The following is a 21,795-nucleotide window of genomic DNA, read 5'->3' on the forward strand; positions in this document are numbered from 1 at the left end:
CATTCAAGTCGGGCGCAGTGCATCTGGTCCCATCAATAAGGGAGCGATCGAATGACAGGGAGGCTCGCTTATCTGCTTCGGCCCAATGGTTATTTCAGCCTGATGGCCTGGGTGCTGGCGGCGTTGCTCTTCATTAATCGCCTGAGCAGCATGGTCAAGCTGTTCATGGCGTTGTACTTGCGCCAGGAGCTGGGGCTGGCGATTGAAACCGTCGGCTGGCTGCTGTCGGCATATGGCGGTGGTCTGCTGATCGGCTCGATGCTCGGCGGATGGCTCAGTGACCACGTCCGCACGGCGCGCCTGACGGCGGCGCTGTTCTTTGTCTCTGCGTGGGTTCTGGTCTTGCTGGGTCTGGTTACGCAAGTGCCGTTGCTGGCCGGGTTGTTATTGCTCAGCGGCACTCTCGATGGCGCGATTCGCACCCTGCATCAGCGACTGATCATGGAGTATTGCGAGGTTGCGCAGCGCCCACGGGCGCAGGCCTTGAGTCGCATCGCCCGGAACCTCGGGATGGCCGCTGCCGGTGTGGCGGGCGGTGTTCTGGCACAGGTGGATTTTCGCTGGGTGTTTTTCATCAGTGCCGGGCTCACGCTGCTGGCGCTGCTCTGGTTCATCCGCACGACCTGGCGCCGGCCGGTGCTGATCGCTGACGAGGCGCCACCGGCGCAATCGGGGTCGGGCCTTCCCTATCGCGACAAACCATTTCTCTGGTTGCTGGCGGCGACCGTCCTTCTTGGCATGTCGTTCGACACGGTCTACAGCACCTTGGGCAACTATCTTCGCGACTATTACCGTTTGAGCACCGAGGCCATCGGCTGGCAGTTCGCGATCAACGCGATTCTGGTGGTAGCGCTGCAGATTCCCATGTCGCACTGGGGGGAACGCTGGGGCGCGCGTCGGCCATTGATCGCCGGTTGTGTGCTGCTGGCGGTCGGACTCGGCATGTTGCCGCTGGGTTCCGGCTTGTTTTATGCCTGTCTCTCGACAGTCATCTGGACGCTGGGGGAGGCGTTGTTCATGCCACCGTTGAACGTGCTGGTAATGCAGCATGCACAAACCGGAAAAAGCGGCCGTTACTTCGGTCTGTTCTTCATGGCCTGGAGTGCGAGTTCCCTGTTGTCGCCGGTGCTGGGTGGGCAGCTCTACGGCCAGTTCGGTGGCCACAGTGTCTGGCTGGCGAGTGCCGTACTGGCCTCGCTGTCAGTACCGCTGATTTATCAGGCCACCCGTATTCGAACCACGCAATGCGCAAATGCTTAGCCGATCCGGTTATAGGCGTTATTCGAAAGCGGTCTGTCCACGCATGGCATTTTCGGGCATGGGGCAACGTCCTATCTGGTGAACCCGGCGGATCGGAACTAGATTTCAATCAGCGTCAGGTCAGCATGAATTTCTCACCTGGAACAGGATGGACTCGGCTATGAAAAACAGGTTGCTACGGGTTTTGCTGCTGTTGAAAGTGATGGTGATGCTGTCCCTCGGCACCGCGACGGCCTGGGCCGAGTGCGAGGATCACGATACCCAGGCCTCCAGCGGGCAGGTGGGGCATAGCGCGCTGATGCTGGCCAAGTCCGAGTCCGAGCCGGGCGACCAGGGCCAGGGTGGCAGCGCCGACGATGACGACTCGACCACCGACGAGCCGGACTCCGATGATCCGGATGAAGGGGACAGCCAGACGTAGATTGCAGACAATAGAAAACCTCTTCTGCCTCGACTGATGTGCAATCGCAATCGAGGTGGAAGAGGGGAGTAAACGAGAAAACAGTTTGAAGTTACCGAAGACTAAAATACTTCAGGCTTTAGTCCGGACTATCCTTCCTCTATGTTTCCCGCGGATCCGCAAAGTTGTCGGCTCTGCTTGAAAATCTCCTGCTTGCAATGCGAGCCGTTTGTCGGAATTTCACATTGATTGTTCCAGACCTGTCAGAAATGACAGTAGACGCCGTGCTGTTTGCTCCTTATAAGTATTCGTGCAGTTAGATACTTTTAATTACTAAAAGGAATCGTATGATGAGTACTGACGAAAGCAAGAATACTACCGGGAAATTGCAGGCCACTGGAACTTCAGTGCCAGGTTTTTCGACTACTGATGTTTCTTTTCAGAAAAATCTATCGGATAAAGGCTATTCTTTTGACGGCAGGATGGCAACGGAGCAACTGGGTTTTTTTATGCGAACTTTAGATGTTAAAGAGAACGTAAGTTACGATATACAAGCGGCTTGGTCCGGAGACAAGGAAACTGCGTTAGCTTATTATAAGAGCGCTGAGGGGGTTACCTATGATGGTGTTTCAGGAACTATCGTGTTTAAAAAGTTCGATGATTTTTCTGAAAGTGCCGAATTTGAAGCTAGGTTGAAGTTGGAAAGTGCTACAGGTGATGTTAAGGATAAAGTCGTGGTTCTAGGTGAATTTGTGGGGTTTGAGGAGCTGTAATCCTTAATTCATGGGTTAGGCTTTTGTTTGATTTTTAAATTGTCTGGAGTTATTGGCGAAAGGGAGGGGGGCTTTTGTTGTGGTTTGGAAAAAAGGTCTTCTGTATCTTTGTGATGCTCGCTGAACAACCGCTTTCTTCCAATTGTCGTTTTGGAAGAAAGCGGTTTGGCTGATTGTTTGAATACCGCCACAATTACATGAGCGTTTACTTTGCCACGCCGTGGAGGAGCTGCTCGGCACCGCGACGGCCTGGGCCGAGTGCGAGGATCACGATACCCAGGCGTCCAGCGGGCAGGTGGGGCACAGCGCGCTGATGCTGGCCAAGTCCGAGTCCGAGCCGGGCGATCAGGGCCAGGGTGGCAGCGCCGACGATGACGACTCGATCACCGACGAGCCGGACTCCGATGATCCGGATGAAGGCGATAGCCAGACGTAAATTCCGGAAAAAAGAAAACCCCTTCTTTCTCGACTGATGCGCAATCGAGGCAGAAGGGGTTTGGTCAACATCATCAACAACCCGCCCCAGGAAACCGGGCGGGTTTTTTCATGCCGCGCCGTCGAGGAACTGTTCGGCGTAGTGGCAAGCCACCTGCCGATTGTCGAGGTGGCGCAACATCGGTTCTTCAGTACTGCAACGCTCGGTCGCGTACGGGCAGCGCTTGTGGAAAGCACAGCCCGGTGGCGGGTTCAGCGGGTTAGGCAACTCGCCGACGATCTTGATTTTCGGCTTGTTCGGGTCCGGATGGATGGTTGGGGTCGCCGACAGCAGCGCCTGGGTGTACGGGTGCAGCGGGCGTTCGTAGATGTCGTTCTTCGGACCCATTTCCACGGGGCGGCCGAGGTACATCACCATCACGTCATCGGCCACGTGTTGCACCACCGCGAGGTTGTGCGAGATGAACACATAGGCGGTGTTGAACTCCTGCTGCAGATCCATGAACAGGTTCAGTACCTGGGCCTGGATCGACACATCGAGCGCCGAGGTCGGTTCGTCCGCCACCAGCACTTTCGGTTGCAGCATCATCGCTCGGGCCAGCGCGATACGCTGACGCTGACCGCCGGAGAACATGTGCGGATAGCGCTGATAATGCTCGGGACGCAAGCCGACCTGCTTCATCATCGCCTGGACTTTCTCGCGACGTTCGGCGGCCGACAGATTGGTGTTGATCAGCAGCGGCTCGGCCAGTTGATCACCGATCTTCTGCCGTGGGTTCAACGAGGCGTATGGGCTCTGGAACACCATCTGCACGTCTTTGCGCAGTTGCTTGCGCTGGGCCTTGTCGGCGCCGGCCACTTCTTGCCCTGCGATTTTCAGGGAGCCGGACGACGGCTCCTCGATCAGGGTCAGGGCACGGGCCAGGGTGGATTTGCCGCAGCCCGATTCGCCCACAACGGCGAGGGTCTTGCCGGCTTCCAGTTCGAACGACACACCGTTGAGGGCGCGCACGGTCGCGTGGCCCTTGAACAGGCCACGGGAGACTTCGTAGTGACGGGTCAGGTCGCGGGCGGTAAGTACGACGGCCATTACGCCACCTCCTGGTTCAGCGGGTAGAAGCAGCGGGCGAGGCTGTGGCTTTTCGGGTCAAGGGTCGGACGCTGTGCGCGGCAGCTGTCCTGCACGTACGGGCAGCGCGGTGACAACAGGCAGCCTTGCGGACGGTCGTAACGGCCCGGAACGATGCCCGGCAGGGTGGCCAGACGCTCGGCACCCTGGCTGTGCTCCGGAATCGCCTTGAGCAGCGCTTCGCTGTACGGGTGCGCGGGGATGTCGAACAGTTGCGGCACCTGACCGACTTCAACGGCTTGCCCTGCGTACATCACGCACACGCGCTGGGCGGTTTCGGCCACCACGGCGAGGTCGTGGGTGATCAGCACCAGGCCCATGTTCTGTTCTTTCTGCAACGCCAGCAGCAGGTCCATGATCTGCGCCTGAATCGTCACGTCGAGTGCGGTGGTCGGTTCGTCGGCGATCAGCAGTTTCGGCTCGCCGGCAATCGCCATGGCAATTGCCACGCGCTGGCTCATGCCGCCGGACAGTTGATGCGGGTAGGCGTCCATACGGTTCGCGGCGCCCGGGATTTCAACCTTTTCCAGCAGTTCGATGGCGCGCTTGCGGGCGGCCTTGCCGGACATTTTCAGGTGCAGGCGCAGCACTTCCTCGATCTGGAAACCGACGGTGTAGCTTGGGTTCAGGGCGGTCATCGGATCCTGGAACACCATGGACAGGTCCTTACCGACGATCTGCCGACGCTGGCGATTGCTCAGTTTGAGCATGTCTTTACCGTCGAAGCTCAGGGAGTCGGCAGTGACGATCCCCGGGTGTTCGATCAGGCCCATCAGCGCCATCATGGTCACGGACTTGCCGGAACCCGACTCGCCCACGATCGCCAGGACTTCGCCCTTGTCGACTTTCAGGTCGAGGCCGTCGACCACGGGTGTGGCGTTCTTGTCGCCGAAGCGAACGTTGAGATTCTTGATTTCTAGCAGTGACATGGGAATCTCCTCAGGCGGCGTTCTTGAGTTTCGGGTCCAGCGCATCGCGCAGACCGTCGCCCATCAAGTTGATTGCCAGCACGCTGAGCAAAATGGTCAAACCAGGCAGACTCACGACCCACCAGGCGCGTTCGATGTAGTCGCGGGCCGAAGCCAGCATGGTGCCCCACTCAGGGGTTGGCGGCTGGACGCCGAGGCCGAGGAAGCCCAGGGCGGCGGCATCGAGGATCGCCGAGGAGAAGCTCAGGGTCGCCTGGACGATCAGCGGTGCCATGCAGTTGGGCAGCACGGTGATGAACATCAGGCGTGGCAGACCGGCACCGGCCAGGCGCGCAGCGGTCACGTAGTCGCGGTTCAGTTCGCCCATCACCGCGGCACGGGTCAGACGCACGTAGGACGGCAAGGACACCACGGCAATCGCGATCACGGTGTTGATCAGGCCTGGGCCGAGGATGGCGACGATCGCCACGGCCAGCAGCAGCGACGGCAGGGCCAGCATGATGTCCATCAGACGCATGATGGTCGGGCCAATCATTTTCGGGAAAAAGCCGGCGAACAGGCCCAGCAGAATCCCCGGGATCAGCGACATCACCACCGACGACAGACCGATCAGCAGCGAAAGACGCGAACCCTGGATCAGACGCGACAGCAGGTCGCGACCCAGTTCGTCGGTACCGAGCAGGAATTGCATCTGCCCGCCTTCGAGCCACGCCGGCGGCGTCAGCAGGAAGTCACGGTATTGCTCGCTCGGGTTATGCGGGGCGACCCACGGCGCGAAAATCGCGCAGAAAATTACCAGCAGCATGAACAGCAGACCGGCGACGGCGCCCTTGTTCTTGGCAAAGGCCTGCCAGAACTCTTTGTACGGTGACGGGTACAGCAGACTTTGATCCACGGCGGTGGCGGCGGTGACTACTGAGGAAGTTGGAGTGCTCATGGGTATTGACCTCAGCGCTGATGACGGATGCGTGGGTTGGCAAAGCCGTAGAGGATGTCCACCACGAAGTTGACCAGAATCACCAGGCAGGCGATTAACAGGATGCCGTTTTGCACAACCGGGTAGTCCCGGGCGCCGATGGCTTCGATCAGCCATTTACCGATGCCGGGCCAGGAGAAAATGGTTTCGGTCAGGACCGCACCGGCCAGCAGGGTACCGACTTGCAGGCCGACCACGGTCAACACCGGGATCAGCGCGTTGCGCAGGCCGTGCACGAACACTACGCGCGACGGCGACAGGCCTTTGGCCTTGGCGGTACGGATGTAGTCTTCACGCAATACTTCGAGCATCGACGAACGGGTCATCCGCGCGATCACCGCCAGCGGAATGGTGCCCAGCACGATGGCCGGCAGGATCAGGTGGTGCAGGGCATCGAGGAACGCGCCCATGTCATCGGCCAGCAGGGTGTCGATCAGCATGAAACCGGTGCGCGGCTCGATGTCGTAAAGCAGGTCGATCCGTCCGGATACCGGGGTCCAGCCCAGGCTCACGGAGAAGAACATGATGAGGATCAGGCCCCACCAGAAAATCGGCATCGAGTACCCCGCCAGGGAGATGCCCATCACCCCGTGGTCGAACAGGGATCCTCGCTTGAGGGCCGCAATCACCCCGGCCAACAGGCCCAGGATGCCGGCGAACAGCAGGGCGGCCATGGACAGTTCCAGGGTCGCCGGGAAGAGGGAGGTGAACTCGGTCCATACGCTCTCGCGGGTGCGCAGGGATTCACCGAGGTCGCCGTGGGCCAGTTTGCCGATGTAGTCCAGGTACTGGGCGTACAGCGGTTTGTTCAGACCGAGGCGTTCCATTGCCTGAGCGTGCATTTCGGGGTCGACCCGACGTTCGCCCATCATCACTTCCACGGGGTCGCCGGGAATCATGCGAATCAACGCGAAAGTCAGCAAGGTGATGCCGAAAAACGTGGGGATCAATAACCCCAGTCGGCGGGCAATAAAACTAAACATCGTGTGTGGTACCTCATCAGCCGGTTAGGCGTGCCCGGTTTCCCTGGGGTCAGGGAAACCGGGAGTTTTCTTATCTACTTCACCTGGGTGGTGGCGAAGTTATTGGTTGTCAGAGGGCTGATGTGATAACCCTCAACGTTGTTGCGCATTGCAGTGAACATCCGGGTGTGGGCCATGCTGATCCACGGTTGGTCCTGATTGAACAGCACCTGGGCTTGTTCATACAGCTTGGCGCGTTCGGCCGGATCTACTTTAGCCCGTGCTTCGTCGAGCAGTGTCTGGAATTTCTCGTTGCACCAGCGAGCGTAGTTTTCGCCGTTCTTGGCGGCTTCGCAACTGAGCATAGGCGTCAGGAAGTTATCCGGGTCGCCGTTGTCGCCCGCCCATCCGGCCGACACCATATCGTGTTCGCCGGCCTTGGCGCGCTTGAGCATTTCACCCCATTCCATCACACGGATGTCGATCTTGATCCCGACTTTCGCCAGGTCAGCCTGCATCATTTGTGCGCCGAGCATCGGGTTCGGGTTGGTCGGGCCGCCGCCATTGCGGGTGAACAGGGTGAACACGGTGCCTTCCGGCACGCCGGCTTCCTTGAGCAGGGCGCGGGCCTTGTCGAGGTCACGTGGCGGGTTCTTCAGCTCGTGGTTGTAGCCCAGCAGGGTCGGCGGGTACGGGTTGACCGCGACGGTCGCGTTGCCCTTGCCGAACAGCGCGTTGACGTAGGCTTCCTTGTCGAAGGCGATGTCGATGGCTTTGCGCACCCGCACGTCGCTCATGTACTTGTGCTGGGTGTTCATGGCGACGTACGAGACGGTCATCGCATCCAGTTCGTCGACTTTCAGGTTGCTGTCTTTCTTGATGCTCGGGATGTCATCCGGTTTCGGATACAGCGCGATCTGGCACTCGTTGGCCTTGAGCTTCTGCAAACGCACGTTGTTGTCGGTGGCGATCGCCAGGATCAGCGCGTCAGCCGGAGGCTTGCCACGGAAGTAGTCCGGGTTGGCCTTGAAGCGTACCTGGGCGTCCTTGTTGTAGCGCTGGAAGATGAACGGCCCGGTGCCGATCGGTTTGCTGTTCAGGTCGCCGGTCTTGTTGGCCTTGAGCAACTGGTCGGCGTATTCGGCCGGATAGATCGAGGAGAACGCCATGGCGATGTCGGCCAGGAACGGCGCTTCGCGTCGGGTCAGGGTGAACTTGACCGTGTTGTCGTCGACTTTCTCGACGCTTTTGAGCAGTTCCTTGAAGCCCATGCTTTCAAAGTACGGGAAGCCCACGCTCGACAGCTTGTGCCACGGGTGATTCGGGTCCAGCTGACGCTGGAAGCTCCAGACCACGTCGTCGGCATTCATGTCGCGGGTCGGCTTGAAATAGTCGGTGGTGTGAAACTTGACGCCTTTGCGCAGGTGGAACGTGTAGGTCAGGCCGTCTTCGCTGATGTCCCAGGACTCGGCCAGTGCCGGAATCACTTCGGTGGTGCCGGGCTTGAAGTCCGCCAGACGGTTGAAGATGGTTTCGGCCACCGCGTCGGCAGTGACTGCAGTCGTGTACTGGACCATATCGAAGCCTTCCGGACTGGCTTCGGTGCAGACCACCAAGGGTTTGGCCGAGACGCCGATGGCGGCGCTCAACAAGGCGGCAGCGACGGCCGCACGTAGGGGAAGCATTTTCATCGTTAACCCTCTGCAATCGGTTGAAGACAAAAAGCCGAACGGCCGACTCGTCACTGAGTCAGCCGTCGGCACGCGTTTTTACAGAATGTTGAATGGTACGGTGGTCACGAGACGGAACTCGTTGATGCTGCCGTCAGCCTGGTTTTCGCTGGCACGGTGAGCGGTGTAGGTGGCGCGCACGGTGGTCGCCTTGAGCGGACCGCTCTGTACCGCGTAGGTGGCACCGATGCCGTATTCGTAGTGGTGTTCGCCGTCCATGTTTTTCACGTCATACGCAGTGCCGGTGTAGTGAGTACCGTCGATGCCCCAGCCGCGAGCCTGGTAGATGTTGAACTTCAGGCCTGGTACGCCGTACTCGGCCATGTTCAGACCGTAGGCGACCTGGAAGGATTTCTCGTTCGGGCCGTTGAAGTCGGACAGCAGGGAGTTGGCCAGGTAGATGCCGTTGGTTTCGTGCAGGTAGTCGAAGTACTCGTTACCGTTAATTTCCTGGTACGAGAAGGTCAGGCTGTGTGCCTGGTGGGTCAGGCCGAACGACAGGGAGTAGGTGTCGTTGTCGATGTTGCCCATCTCTTTTTTGCCGGTATCGACGGTCTTGTAGTAGTTCAGGCCGGTGGTCAGGCTCACGACATTGCTGTCACCCAACTCGTGGGTGGCGCCGAAGTAGTACTGGTTCCAGAAGTCTTCAACCTTGGAAGCGTACAGGCTGGTCTTCAGGCTTTTCAGCGGCTGGTAGTTCAGGCCGACGATGCTCACGCGATCGGTTTCGGCATTGTTGTTGGTGTACTCGGAGCGGAATTTCGACAGGCTTTCTTCGGTACGCGGCGATACGCGGTCGAAGCTGCCGGCGTCGAACGACAGGTTGTTCAGCTCTTCGCTGTGCAGGCTGACACCTTCAAAGCTCGAAGGCAGCGCACGGTTGCCGATGGTGTCGACGATGGGGGTGCTGAAGTTCTGGCGACCAGCGGTCAGGGTGGTGTTGGAAATGCGGAACTTGACGTTGGCCAGGCCCAGTTTGCTCCACTGACCTTCGGCATCACCGCCTTCTTTGGTCAGGGTACGGTTGTTGCCTGCGCCTGGACGCGAGCCCGGTGCGCCACCATTGTTGGAGGCCAGATCCTTGCGGTCGCGCTCCAGGGCAACGGCGTTGTACGCGGCCACTTCAGTGCTGACACCGACGGTGCCCTGAGTGAAGCCGGAGGTGTAGTTGACGATGGTGCCCTGCACCCAGTTGATACGGCGATCGGTCGGGGTTGCAACGCCGTCTTTGCGGTAGGTGAACTTGCCGCCACGTTTCAGTTGCTCGTTGGCGTACCAGTTACGGGTCGTGCCGCTGATTTTGGAGCCTTCGAGAAAACCGGTGGCTTCAGCCTGGGCGCTCTGCTCGTTGACGGTAACCGGGGTGAACGCCTGGCTCTGTTCCTCGGCATAAGCCGTGGCGGTGATGCTGCTGATGGCCAGGGCCAGTATCGCGGTGCTGCTCAGTTTCATGGGTGAAGCTCCTTTACTTTCTTTTTATGCCGGCTTTTTTATAGGGCCGGTTTTTGGTTTTAGAACTCATTCACACATCGCAAACGTTTGCAAAAGGCCTGATTGGCGAATTTCGGCAAAGCGCTTGCGTGAGGAGGTAGACGGCCTCCTCAGCGATGCGGCTAGTCGGTTTTTTGTTTAATCGATGCTGACACCCGAAAACACGTTGCGACCGAACGGGCTCACCTTGAACCCCTCGACTCTCGCGCTCAGCGGCTGGTTGACCGTCGAGTGGGCGACAGGCGTGATCGGCACTTGCTGCTTAAGCAACTGCTGGGCCTGTTTGTAGAGCACGGTGCGCTGCTCACGGTCGGTGACCACCTTGGCCTCCTTGATCAGCTTGTCGTAAGCCGGGTCGCACCACATGGAGTAGTTGTTGCCGCCAATGGCGTCGCAGCTGTACAGCGTGCCGAGCCAGTTGTCCGGGTCCCCGTTGTCACCGGTCCAGCCGATCAGGCTGATGTCGTGTTCGCCATTCTTGGTGCGCTTGATGTACTCGCCCCATTCGTAACTGACGATCTTCACTTTCAGACCGATCTTGGCCCAGTCAGCCTGGAGCATTTCGGCCATCAGCTTGGCGTTCGGGTTGTACGGACGCTGCACCGGCATGGCCCACAGGTTGATTTCTGTGCCCTCCTTGACGCCGGCAGCCTTGAGCAGTGCCTTGGCTTTTTCCGGGTTGTAGGCGGTTTCCTTGATGGTGTCGTCGTAGGCCCACTGGGTCGGTGGCATGGCGTTGACGGCCAGTTGACCGGCGCCTTGATAAACAGCGTTGAGAATCCCTTGTTTATTCACCGCCATGTCCAGCGCCTGCCGCACTTCGAGCTGGTCGAACGGTTTATGGCGCACGTTGTAGGCGATGTAGCCGAGGTTGAAGCCCGGCTTTTCGATCAATTGCAGTTTCGGGTCGTTCTTCAGTGCCGGCACATCCGCCGGGCGTGGATGCAGCGTGACCTGGCACTCGCCGGCCTTGAGCTTCTGCACGCGAACCGAGGCGTCGGTATTGATCGCGAAAATCAGGTTCTTCAGCTTCACCCGGCTCTGATCCCAGTAATGCGGGTTGCCGGTGTAGCGGATGTTCGAGTCTTTCTGATAGCTCTTGAACACGAACGGCCCTGTGCCGATCGGCTTCTGGTTGATGTCGCTCGGCTTGCCTTCGGCCAGCAATTTGTTGGCGTATTCGGCAGACAGAATGGCGGCGAAGCTCATGGCGATGTTCTGGATGAACGCGGCGTCGACGCTGTTGAGCGTGAACACCACGGTCAGCGGCCCGGTCTTTTCGACCTTGGCGATGTTCTTGTTGAGGCTCATCCCGTTGAAATACGGGAACTCGGTCGGATAAGCCTTACGGAAAGGCTGTTGCGGATCGAGCATGCGGTTAAACGTGAACAGCACGTCGTCGGCGTTGAAATCGCGGGTAGGTTTGAAGTACGCCGTTGAATGAAACTTCACCCCTTCACGCAGGTGAAAGGTGTACTTGAGACCATCCTCGGAAATATCCCAGCTCGTTGCCAGACCCGGTACGACATTGGTCGCGCCTTTTTCGAATTCAGCCAGGCGGTTGTACAGCGGTTCGGCGGCGTCGTTATCGGTGGCCGTCGTGTACTGCGCGGTATCGAAACCGGCCGGACTGCCTTCGGAACAGAACACCAGGCTGTCGCTGGCGGCAAAACTCGCGGACGTGGCGGCCAGCAGGCCGGCGCCCAGCAATGCGGAAAAAACCAAGGTATGGCGCATGACGCTCCCTCTTTATCTCAGTGTTTTTCAATGCGCCGTGATCCCTTCCAGGGAAGTTGTGGCTGCATTGAGCTCAAACCCACAGCAAACCGATAGCCCACGCAGTCACTGGTCAGAACCTGACGGTAGGGACCGCAGGTCTGGCAGTAAATGCGCAGAGTCCTAAAGACTCGTAGGAAAAGGCGACACGTCCTAAACCAACCTGGTAGGGCCAGGTGGAAATGGATGTAGGCAAATTCCTGACTAATCGGCAGAAAAAAACGGCGGCAACGCTGAAAACGTCGCCGCCGGCTTTTTTACTTGATGCTGACGCCGTAGAAGGAGTTCAAGCCGAATGGGCTGATCTTGAAGTCCTGCACGTTGGCGCGCATGGGTTGATACACCGTCGAGTGAGCGATAGGTGTCATAGGGACTGCATCTTTGAGGACGTGTTGCGCCTCTTTGTAGAGTTCGGTGCGCTTGGCCTGGTCGGTGGTGCGCTTGGCTTCTTTCACGAGGCCGTCGAATTTCTTATCGCACCATTTGGAGAAGTTGTTGCCACTCAGGGAGTCGCAACCAAACAACACGTTGAGCCAGTTGTCCGGATCACCATTGTCACCGCTCCAGCCAATGATCATGGCCTGGTTCTCGCCACCTTTGGAACGCTTGATGTACTCGCCCCACTCGTAGCTGGTGATCTTCACGTTCAGACCGATCTTCTTCCAGTCGGACTGGAGCATTTCGGCCATCAGTTTGGCGTTCGGGTTGTACGGACGCTGAACCGGCATCGCCCACAGGACGATCTCGGTACCTTCCTTGACGCCGGCTTCCTTGAGCAGCTGCTTGGCTTTCTCAGGATCGTACTTGGCGTCCTTGATGGTGGTGTCGTAGGACCACTGGGTCGGTGGCATGGCGTTGACGGCCAGCTGGCCCGCGCCCTGGTAAACCGAGTCGATGATCTGTGGCTTGTTGACGGCCATGTCCAGCGCCTGGCGAACACGCAGGTCGGCCAGCGGGTTCGGCTCGTTGCTGCCCTTGACCTTGTCCATCACGTTGTAGGCGATGTAGCCCAGGTTGAAGCCGGCCTGGTCAGGCATCTTCAGCGCAGGGTCGGCTTTCAGTGCAGCGAGGTCGGCCGGACGCGGGAACAGGGTGACCTGGCACTCGTTCTTTTTCAGCTTCTGGATACGGACCGACGGGTCGGTGGTGATGGCGAAGATCAGGTTGTCGATCTTCACGTCTTCAGGCTTCCAGTAATCCTTGTTGCCGGTGTAACGGATGTTGGAGTCTTTCTGGTAGCTCTTGAACACGAACGGACCAGTGCCTACCGGCTTCTGGTTGATGTCGGCAGCCTTGCCTTGTTTCAGCAGCTGGGCTGCGTACTCGGCGGACTGAATCGACGCGAAGCTCATGGCCATGTTCTGGATGAACGCGGCGTCGACTTCTTTGAGGGTGAACTTGACGGTGTGGTCGTCGACTTTATCGATCTTGGTGATGTTGGTATCCATCCCCATGTCGGTGAAGTACGGGAATTCGGTCGGGTACGCCTTACGGAACGGGTCATCCTTGTTAATCATGCGATTGAAGGTGAACAGCACGTCGTCGGCGTTGAACTCACGAGTCGGCTTGAAATACGGGGTGGTGTGGAACTTCACGCCTTCACGCAGGTGGAAGGTGTAGGTCAGGCCGTCCGGGGAAATGTCCCAGCTGGTCGCCAACCCAGGAACAACGGCGGTGCCGCCACGCTCGAACTGGGTCAGACGGTTGAACATGGTTTCGGCTGAGGCGTCGAAGTCGGTTCCGGTGGTGTACTGGCCTGGATCGAAACCGGCCGGGCTGCCTTCGGAGCAGAACACCAGGTTAGTCGCAGCGGTGGCGAAAGGTGCGGAGGCTAACAAGCCTGCGCCGACTAAAAACGGAATGACCGCGTGTTTAAGCATGTTGGCCTCATGATTTGTTGTCATTTTTTAATATTGAGGTACGACCTCGTGAGTCGTGCCTGCGGATACTTATGCAGGGCCCATACCCAATGCAAGATCCAGAGCGCCCGGCGGCATCAAACGGTGGCACGAACGTACCTTAATGTCGCATCTGTATAACTTCTGACGCATTTGACCGTTTGCGGTCGGTTTTTACGGTGCAAACGAAGCCCCAAAACGGTGCATTGGTCACGTTTTGCGCGCCGAATCGGGGCCCGGTGTTACTTATTTATACCCACTCCATAGAAGGGGGTTAGACCGAAAGGGCTGATCCTGAAGTCGGTGACTTCCTTGCGCAGCGGCTGGAACACCGTGGAGTTGGCGATCGGCGTGATCGGCACCTGCTGTTTAAGGATCAGTTGCGCCTGTTGATACAGTTTTACCCGTTGCGATTTATCCGTGGACACCTTGGCCTGCTGCACCAGTTTGTCGTAGGCCGGATCGCACCACTTGGCGTAGTTGCTGCCTTTCACCGCCGCGCAGCTGTAGAGCACGCCCAGCCAGTTGTCCGGGTCGCCGTTGTCACCGGTCCAGCCGTAGATCATCGCGTCGTGTTCGCCATTCTTGGCGCGCTTGATATACTCGCCCCATTCATAGCTGACGATGTTGGCCTTGATGCCGACCTTCTCCCAATCCTGCTGGATCATCTGTGCCGACATTCGTGCATTGGGGTTTGAAGCGCGTTGCACGGTCATGGCCCAGAGGTTGATGGTTGTACCAGGTGCAACCCCTGCTTCCTTGAGTAGCGCCTTGGCTTTTGCAGGGTCGTGCGGCGCGTCTTTTATGTTCGGATCGAACGACCATTGCGCGGGCGGCAAGGCGTTTTGCGCCAACTGCCCGGCACTCTGGTAAACCGCCTTGATGATCGCCGGTTTGTCGATGGCCATGTCCAGTGCCTGACGCACCTTGAGCTGGTCCAGTGGTGGATGGGTGGTGTTGTAGGCGAGGAAACCGAGGTTGAAACCGGCCTGCTTCAAGACGCGCAGGTTCGGGTCTTTTTCCATCACTTCGATGTCGGCCGGGCGTGGGTAGCCACTGACCTGGCATTCGCCGGTCTTGAGCTTCTGCAGACGGACAGCGGCGTCCGGGGTGATCGAGAACACCAGGTTGTCGATTTTCACGTCTTCGGGTTTCCAGTAGTCCTTGTTCGCCGCGTAGCGGATCTGCGAGTCCTTCTGGTAGCGCTTGAACACGAATGGGCCGGTGCCGACCGGTTTCTGGTTGATATCCGCCGCTTTGCCTTCCTTCAGCAACTGCGCGGCATATTCGGCCGATTGCACTGAAGCGAAGCTCATGGCGAGGTTTTGCACGAACGCGGCGTCGACGTTGTTCAGGTTGAAGCGCACGGTGTTTTCGTCGAGTTTTTCCACGGATTTGATCGTGGTGTTCAGGTCCATGTCGGTGAAGTACGGGGACTCGGCGGGGTAGGCCTTGCGAAAGGCGTTGTCCGGGTCAAGCAGACGCTGGAAGGTGAACAGCACGTCGTCGGCGTTGAAGGTGCGGGTCGGGGTGAAGTAGTCGGTGGTGTGGAATTTTACGTTTTGGCGCAGGTGGAAGGTGTACTGGAGGCCGTCCGGGCTGACGTCCCAGCTTGTGGCCAGGCCGGGTTCGATGTCGGTGCCGCCGCGTTTGAATTGGGTGAGGCGGTTGAAGACGGTTTCGGCGGAGGCGTCGAAGTCGGTGCCGCTGGTGTATTGGCTGGGGTCGAAGCCGGCGGGGCTGGCTTCGGAGCAGTAGACGAGGGTTGTGGCTGCGTTTGCGATTGGGGTTATGGCTGTCAGGGCCAGGGTTATTAGAAGTGGTTTGAGGGTGAATCGATCCATGGAGTCCCCGGGTGTATTGGAGGTAGTTGTGGGGAGGAGGGTAGCCGGGGTTTCGGTGGGTGCGGAAATATCGTTTTTCTAGGTGAGGTGTCTATCTCGGTATATCTGGGGAGGTTGTGAACATATCCGTTTTTTCGGGTGCTGCCGCTTATGGTTCCGCCCTTACGGCGGGTCACTTTTTACAAACGCCTAAAAAGTAACCAAAAACGCTTGCTCCTGCGTTCGGCCCGCTCGCTAGGGCTCGGGGTTCCTTCGCTCCGGGATTCATCCGGGGGGCATCGCCTACGGTTTGCTTCGCTGCACCTCCTCTCGATGTGTTTGGCTTCGCCAAACGGTCGCTGCGCTCCCACCCCCGGATAAATCCCTCCACTCAGCCTTCCGACGTCGCCCGAAGATCAAAAGCGGTACTCGAGCTAACGCTCATCGTGTTGAGTGGTGGAAGCCAAAGCCAGAGCCAAAGCCAAAGCCAAGGCCAAGGCCAAAACCAAAGCCGTAGTGGAGTTGTATGCGTTTTAAAACCCGAGTTCACCTCGGTATCTCACGTCGGTGTATTCCATTTAAACACCGCGGTCAGTCCCCTCTCCCTACGGGCGGTCCGACGTTTCGGGAGGGCTAGGGTGAGGGCCGCTTTTGAAACTGTTTAAATCTCAACAACAACACAGGATCCTTCCCACAAGGTTTTCAGGTTGTCTGTCGGAAGCACGCTCTCTAGTCTTTGGTTGTCGCAGAACAATCTGCGATCGGGAGGTGAGATTCCCGGTTACTGAATTTGGAAACCAGCGCAAGCCACCCCATAATCGCCGCCAGTTCATGCTGTCGGCAGTTCTTTATGGCGGCTATGTACGGGCGGACTTCGGTCCGGCCGGGTTGGTTTCCTTACCGGTAATCTCACTCCGTACATAGTTGCCACCTCATTTCACGAGTGAGATCGGAAATGAGTGGCGCAAATTCATAAGGAAATGCTCCATGAACAAGCCAGTACCCGACCCACCCCTCGAATCACCCACCCCCCTCGAAGAAGCCATGCGCGCCGAAGACCTCGCCCGCAACCGCGAAGCCATCAAACGCGCCCTCGATTTCTATCTCTGCCCCAACCTTTCCAAACCACGCCCGAGCACGATGTACATGGTCACGCCCAACGTCGACACCGAAAGCCTGCTGGCCAATGCCTGCGAATCCCTGGCGTCGGCCAGTACCATCGCCAGCAATTTCGCCAATGAGCTCAGCGGTTCGCAGCGCAGTACGGCGCTCGGGATCCAGCAGATCATCATGCTGGCCGAGCTGGCGGTGAATCGCGCGCTGGACCGGGTTGATCCGCGAGCTTGAGACCGCGTCATCGTTCATCGCGGGCAAGCCCGCTCCCACAGGGTCGTGCGCGATTTCAATAAATCCGCAGAACTGGTGGGAGCTGGCTTGCCAGCGATGACGGCAGAGCTGACAACACAAATCCCGGGCACAAAAAAACCGGCGATCATTCACTGATCGCCGGTTTTTCATTCAGCCGTCACTCAATCACTGCATCAATACTTCAATCGAGCCATCAGCGGTCAGGCTGACCTGGCTGGTGCCGGCTTCGACTTCAGGCGTGACGGGCGCCGAATCCATGCCGGCGGCTTTCATCATCATCGGGGCGCGCATGTACGGTTGTGGGAAGCCGTTGCTGTTGAGGTTCAGGTTGACGATTTTGTAGCCCTTGCCGCCCAGGGCGTCGGTGGCCAGTTGGGCGCGGGCCTTGAAGGCGGTGACGGCTTCTTTCAGCAGTTTGTCTTCGCTGGCCTTGCGGGTCGGGTCGGCGATGGCGAAGTCCATGCCGCCCATTTTCAGGTCGGTCAGCAGCTCGCCAGTGAGCTTGGACAGGGCGGCGAAGTCGGCGCTTTCCAGACGCAGTTCGGCGCGTTCGCGCCAGCCGGTGATTTTCTGGCCCTTGGTGTCGTAGATCGGGTAGCTGTTGCGGCTGCCCTGGCGCAGGGTGATGTCTTTGACTTGCTTGGCCTGGGCCAGTGCCTTGTTCATGGTGGTGCTGACGTCGGCGGCGAGTTTGGCCGGGTCAGTATTCTGTTCTTCGGTGTAGAGGGTCACGATCATCAGGTCGCGGGCCACTTCCTGGCTGACTTCGGCGCGCAGGGAAATCTGGTTGTAGTGCAGCTCATCGGCAGCCAGGGCCGGAAGGCTGGCGACACTGCCGACGGTCAGGGCGAGAAGGGCGGCGCTGCGGCGAAATGTGTGCATGAAAGCTCCTTGATGAGGGCGCAGGTGATGGTTCGGGGGCCTGCATGAAACCATCAGACTCTAGCGTCTATGATCCGGTTCGCCCAGTTACAACTTCTATACAGATGGGCCTTATAGCCGCCGCGACGCTTTTTGCCATGTGGTCGTTTGCCGCACTTTCGCCTCTCGAGCCCGCGCCTTGGTTATACTCCGTGCGATCCGCCTGGAGCGCTCATCAGGAGAGCTCATGCTCGCCCCCGTACAACTGACTTCCGCCACTCGCCAGAACCTCTGGAGGCTGACTTTCATCCGCACCCTGGTGCTCGCCGCGCAGGCCGGTTCCGTGGGCCTGGCCTACTGGCTGGATCTGTTGCCGTTGCCGTGGGTGCAACTGGTGATGACCCTCGGCTGTTCGATTCTGCTGTGTGTGTTCACCGCCGTGCGTCTGCGCACTTCGTGGCCGGTGACCGAGCTCGAATACGCGCTGCAATTGGCCTGCGATCTGGTTATCCACAGTGCCTTGCTGTATTTCTCCGGTGGTTCGACCAACCCGTTCGTTTCGTATTATCTGGTGCCGCTGACCATCGCTGCGGTGACGCTGCCCTGGCGTTACTCGGTGGTGCTGTCGGGCATTGCGCTGGCCTTGTATACGCTGATGCTGACGCATTTCTATCCGCTGGAAACCCTGCCGGTGGCCCGGGAGAACCTGCAGATCTACGGCATGTGGTTGAGCTTTGCCTTGGCGGCGGCAGTGATTACGTTCTTCGCCGCGCGCATGGCTGAAGAGTTGCGCCGGCAGGAGGAGTTACGGGCGATCCGCCGTGAAGAAGGTCTGCGCGATCAGCAGTTGCTGGCCGTGGCGACTCAGGCCGCCGGTGCCGCCCATGAATTGGGTACGCCGCTGGCGACCATGAGCGTGTTGCTCAACGAAATGCAGCAGGATCATCACGACCCGATGCTTCAGGAAGACCTGAAGGTGCTGAAGGATCAGGTGAAGCTCTGCAAAGAGACTCTGCAGCAACTGGTGCGCGCCGCCGAGGCCAATCGCCGGATGGCGGTGGAGATGCAGGACGTTACCGACTGGCTCGACGAAGCGCTCAATCGCTGGCACCTGATGCGTCCCGAGGCCAGTTACCGCTTCCAGCGCCTGGGCCAGGGCCCGCTGCCTCGTGTGGCGCCGCCCCCGGATCTGACCCAGGCCTTGTTGAATCTGTTGAACAACGCCGCCGACGCCTGCCCGGAAAACCTTCAGGTGACCCTGGACTGGACCGCCGAAGACCTGACTATCAGCATCCGCGATCATGGTGCCGGTGTGCCGCTGGCCATCGCCGAGCAGATCGGCAAACCGTTTTTTACCACCAAGGGCAAAGGCTTCGGCCTGGGCCTGTTTTTGAGCAAGGCCAGCGTGACACGCGCCGGCGGCTCAGTGAAACTCTATAGTCATGAGGAAGGCGGCACGCTCACCGAGCTGCGCCTGCCCCACGGCGTCCGAGGAGAGCAACATGAGTGACGAAATCCAAGTCGAAGGCGAAGAACTGCCGCATTTGCTGTTGGTCGATGACGACGCGACCTTCACCCGGGTGATGGCCCGTGCCATGGCCCGCCGTGGCTTTCGCGTCAGCACCGCCGGTTCCGCCGAGGAAGGTCTGACCATCGCCCAGGCCGATCTGCCGGACTATGCCGCGCTGGACCTGAAAATGGACGGCGACTCCGGTCTGGTCCTGCTGCCGAAGCTGCTGGAGCTGGACCCGGAAATGCGCGTGGTGATCCTCACCGGTTACTCGAGCATTGCCACGGCCGTCGAAGCGATCAAGCGAGGCGCCTGCAATTACCTGTGCAAACCGGCGGACGCCGACGACGTGCTGGCGGCGCTGCTGTCCGAGCACGCCGACCTCGACAGCCTGGTGCCGGAAAACCCGATGTCGGTGGACCGCCTGCAGTGGGAACACATCCAGCGCGTGCTGACCGAGCACGAAGGCAACATCTCCGCCACTGCCCGCGCCCTGGGCATGCACCGCCGCACCCTGCAGCGCAAACTGCAGAAGCGCCCGGTTCGTCGCTGAACCTGCGCTGAACGGCCATCGCCAGCCCTCGCGATAAAGCGCACCGATCAACTATGATCGGTGCGTGTCTGTTCTTTTCTTTATCGAGCCTTATCCATGAATCAGAACGCTGAATATTCCGCGGTCAACGATGCTGTGCGCGGGCAGTTTTTTCGCAAGGTGTGGGCCATGACCACGCCTTACTGGCGCAGCGAAGAGAAGGGCAAGGCCTGGACATTGCTGATGGCCGTGATTGCGCTTTCGCTGTTCAGCGTGGCGATCTCGGTGTGGATCAACAGTTGGTACAAGGATTTCTACAACGCTCTGCAAAAGAAGGATGAGGCGGCGTTCTGGCAACTGATCCTGTATTTCTGCGGTATTGCCACGGTGGCTATCCTCGGCGCGGTGTATCGCCTGTACCTGACGCAGATGCTGACGATCCGCTGGCGGGCATGGCTCACCGAGAACCACTTCAAGCGCTGGCTCGGGCACAAGAATTACTACCAGCTGGAGCAGGGCGGTTATACCGACAACCCTGACCAGCGGATTTCCGAAGACCTCAACACCTTCACCGCCAACACCCTGAGCCTCGGGCTGGGACTGATCCGCACGGTGGTCAGCCTGGTGTCGTTCTCGATCATTCTGTGGGGTGTGTCCGGCAGCATCGAAGTGTTCGGCATCGAAATTCCCGGCTACATGTTCTGGTGTGCGCTGCTGTACGCGGCGGTCGGCAGTTGGCTGACCCATCTGATCGGTCGACGTCTGATCGGCCTGAACAACCAACAACAACGCTTCGAAGCCGACCTGCGTTTCTCCATGGTGCGAGTGCGTGAGAACGCCGAGAGCATCGCCTTGTACAACGGCGAGCCCAACGAAAACCGTCGTCTGAGCAGCCGCTTCGGTCTGGTCTGGCACAACTTCTGGGACATCATGCGGGTGTCCAAGCGCCTGACGTTCTTCACCTCGGGTTATGGCCAGATCGCGATCATTTTTCCGTTCATCGTCGCGGCACCGCGCTACCTGGCAGGCAAGATCGAGCTGGGCGAGCTGATGCAGATCAACTCGGCGTTCGGCAATGTGCAGGAGAACTTCAGCTGGTTCATCAGCGCGTATTCGGATCTGGCGGCCTGGCGCGCCACTTGTGATCGTCTGCTGAGCTTCCGTCAGGCCATGAGTGAAAACGAAGACCGGGCACCGGCCATCGATGTGCAGAATCAGGGCAGCGAATTGAAGGTACACAACCTCGGGCTGGATCTGGCCGATGGTCGTCATTTGCTGACCAGCGCCCACATGACCGTGGAGGCGGGCGACCGAGTAATGCTCAGCGGCCGCTCCGGCAGCGGCAAGTCGACGCTGTTGCGGGCGATGGGGCATCTGTGGCCGGCAGGGCACGGCAGTATCCGCTTGCCGGCGGCACGTTATCTGTTCCTGCCGCAAAAGCCGTATTTGCCGATCGGCACACTGCGCGAAGCCTTGAACTATCCACAACCGGGCGATACCTACGCGCCAGAGCGTTATGCACAAGTGCTGGAAACCTGCCGTCTGCCGCATCTGGTGGCGCGACTGGACGAAGCCAATCACTGGCAGCGCATGCTCTCGCCGGGTGAGCAGCAACGACTGGCCTTTGCTCGTGCGCTGCTCTACGCACCGCACTGGCTGTACATGGACGAAGCGACGTCGGCGATGGACGAAGAAGACGAGGCCACGCTGTATCAGGCGCTGATCGATCAGTTGCCGGGCTTGAGCATCGTCAGCGTCGGCCACCGCAGCAGCCTCAAGCGCTTCCATCCACGGCACGTGCGGATCGATGGCGGGCATCTGGTCGAGCAGACCGTCACGGCCTGATGTGCACTGAATCTGTGGGAGCCTGCTCCCACAGAGTACGGTGATCGTACAACCTCCTTGGGCTATGATGCCTCTCTAGCCGAAATTCGAGATAACC

General features: G+C 59.1%; 18 protein-coding genes. 8 read left to right on the forward strand and 10 right to left on the reverse strand.

Translation table 11 applies throughout. The features are described from left to right. The first annotated feature begins 51 nt into the window (after positions 1-51). The 4 genes from ACSPX5_RS27985 to ACSPX5_RS28000 all read left to right on the forward strand — a co-directional run bounded on the left by ACSPX5_RS27985 (position 52) and on the right by ACSPX5_RS28000 (position 2,869). Positions 52-1,260: an MFS transporter gene (locus tag ACSPX5_RS27985; protein WP_169428829.1), complete on the forward strand. Its 1,209-nt coding sequence runs from the start codon at positions 52-54 to the stop codon at positions 1,258-1,260. A 160-nt stretch (positions 1,261-1,420) separates the two neighbouring features. Continuing rightward, positions 1,421-1,681, forward strand: coding sequence for a hypothetical protein (locus ACSPX5_RS27990; RefSeq protein ID WP_085729575.1), 261 nt, complete (start codon positions 1,421-1,423; stop codon positions 1,679-1,681). Positions 1,682-2,010: 329 nt separating this feature from the next. Next, complete coding sequence (locus ACSPX5_RS27995; RefSeq protein ID WP_439820673.1) at positions 2,011-2,433, forward strand: hypothetical protein; 423 nt, start codon at positions 2,011-2,013, stop codon at positions 2,431-2,433. 220 nt (positions 2,434-2,653) lie between these two features. After that, positions 2,654-2,869: a hypothetical protein gene (locus ACSPX5_RS28000; protein WP_323160042.1), complete on the forward strand. Its 216-nt coding sequence runs from the start codon at positions 2,654-2,656 to the stop codon at positions 2,867-2,869. 108 nt (positions 2,870-2,977) lie between these two features. On the opposite strand, the gene ACSPX5_RS28005 is transcribed toward ACSPX5_RS28000, so the two are convergent. From ACSPX5_RS28005 to ACSPX5_RS28045, 9 genes are all read right to left on the reverse strand, one after another. Next, entirely contained in the window at positions 2,978-3,958 is a 981-nt protein-coding gene (locus ACSPX5_RS28005; protein ID WP_439820674.1) for a peptide ABC transporter ATP-binding protein, read from the reverse strand. Then, a complete protein-coding gene (locus ACSPX5_RS28010) occupies positions 3,958-4,926 on the reverse strand; it encodes an ABC transporter ATP-binding protein (RefSeq protein WP_169428833.1) in 969 nt (322 codons plus the stop codon). The genes ACSPX5_RS28005 and ACSPX5_RS28010 overlap by 1 nt, the downstream gene beginning before the upstream one ends. A 10-nt stretch (positions 4,927-4,936) precedes the next feature. Beyond that, on the reverse strand, positions 4,937-5,863 hold the full coding sequence (locus ACSPX5_RS28015) for an ABC transporter permease subunit (protein WP_115076533.1): 927 nt from the start codon (positions 5,861-5,863) through the stop codon (positions 4,937-4,939). A gap of 11 nt (positions 5,864-5,874) precedes the next feature. Continuing rightward, complete coding sequence (locus ACSPX5_RS28020) at positions 5,875-6,885, reverse strand: ABC transporter permease subunit (RefSeq protein ID WP_007953665.1); 1,011 nt, start codon at positions 6,883-6,885, stop codon at positions 5,875-5,877. 74 nt (positions 6,886-6,959) lie between these two features. Continuing rightward, positions 6,960-8,555 (reverse strand): ABC transporter substrate-binding protein, encoded by a 1,596-nt coding sequence (locus tag ACSPX5_RS28025; protein WP_169428834.1) that lies wholly within the window; start codon positions 8,553-8,555, stop codon positions 6,960-6,962. Positions 8,556-8,633: 78 nt separating this feature from the next. Continuing rightward, a complete protein-coding gene (locus tag ACSPX5_RS28030; protein WP_439820675.1) occupies positions 8,634-10,046 on the reverse strand; it encodes an OprD family porin in 1,413 nt (470 codons plus the stop codon). A 177-nt stretch (positions 10,047-10,223) separates the two neighbouring features. Further along, positions 10,224-11,822, reverse strand: coding sequence for an ABC transporter substrate-binding protein (locus ACSPX5_RS28035; RefSeq protein ID WP_439820676.1), 1,599 nt, complete (start codon positions 11,820-11,822; stop codon positions 10,224-10,226). Positions 11,823-12,118: 296 nt separating this feature from the next. Next, the gene (locus tag ACSPX5_RS28040; protein WP_439820677.1) at positions 12,119-13,741 is read right to left on the reverse strand and encodes an ABC transporter substrate-binding protein; all 1,623 of its coding nucleotides are present in this window, start codon (positions 13,739-13,741) and stop codon (positions 12,119-12,121) included. A 260-nt stretch (positions 13,742-14,001) separates the two neighbouring features. Next, complete coding sequence (locus ACSPX5_RS28045; RefSeq protein ID WP_439820678.1) at positions 14,002-15,603, reverse strand: ABC transporter substrate-binding protein; 1,602 nt, start codon at positions 15,601-15,603, stop codon at positions 14,002-14,004. Between the two features lie 966 nt (positions 15,604-16,569). Here ACSPX5_RS28045 and ACSPX5_RS28050 point away from each other — a divergent pair. Next, a complete protein-coding gene (locus ACSPX5_RS28050) occupies positions 16,570-16,929 on the forward strand; it encodes a DUF6124 family protein (RefSeq protein WP_439820679.1) in 360 nt (119 codons plus the stop codon). Between the two features lie 186 nt (positions 16,930-17,115). On the opposite strand, the gene ACSPX5_RS28055 is transcribed toward ACSPX5_RS28050, so the two are convergent. Continuing rightward, the gene (locus tag ACSPX5_RS28055) at positions 17,116-17,832 is read right to left on the reverse strand and encodes an SIMPL domain-containing protein (RefSeq protein WP_085729587.1); all 717 of its coding nucleotides are present in this window, start codon (positions 17,830-17,832) and stop codon (positions 17,116-17,118) included. Positions 17,833-18,058: 226 nt separating this feature from the next. On the opposite strand from ACSPX5_RS28055, the gene ACSPX5_RS28060 reads away from it, so the two are divergent. The 3 genes from ACSPX5_RS28060 to ACSPX5_RS28070 all read left to right on the forward strand — a co-directional run bounded on the left by ACSPX5_RS28060 (position 18,059) and on the right by ACSPX5_RS28070 (position 21,698). Beyond that, positions 18,059-19,321, forward strand: coding sequence for an ATP-binding protein (locus ACSPX5_RS28060; protein WP_169428840.1), 1,263 nt, complete (start codon positions 18,059-18,061; stop codon positions 19,319-19,321). After that, on the forward strand, positions 19,314-19,874 hold the full coding sequence (locus tag ACSPX5_RS28065) for a response regulator transcription factor (protein ID WP_003221630.1): 561 nt from the start codon (positions 19,314-19,316) through the stop codon (positions 19,872-19,874). The genes ACSPX5_RS28060 and ACSPX5_RS28065 overlap by 8 nt, the downstream gene beginning before the upstream one ends. A gap of 96 nt (positions 19,875-19,970) precedes the next feature. Next, a complete protein-coding gene (locus ACSPX5_RS28070) occupies positions 19,971-21,698 on the forward strand; it encodes an ABC transporter ATP-binding protein/permease (RefSeq protein ID WP_439820680.1) in 1,728 nt (575 codons plus the stop codon). The last annotated feature ends 97 nt before the right edge of the window (positions 21,699-21,795 follow it).

Source organism: Pseudomonas sp. HLG18 (assembly GCF_051903985.1).
Classification (GTDB): Bacteria; Pseudomonadota; Gammaproteobacteria; order Pseudomonadales; family Pseudomonadaceae; genus Aquipseudomonas; species Aquipseudomonas fluorescens_BT.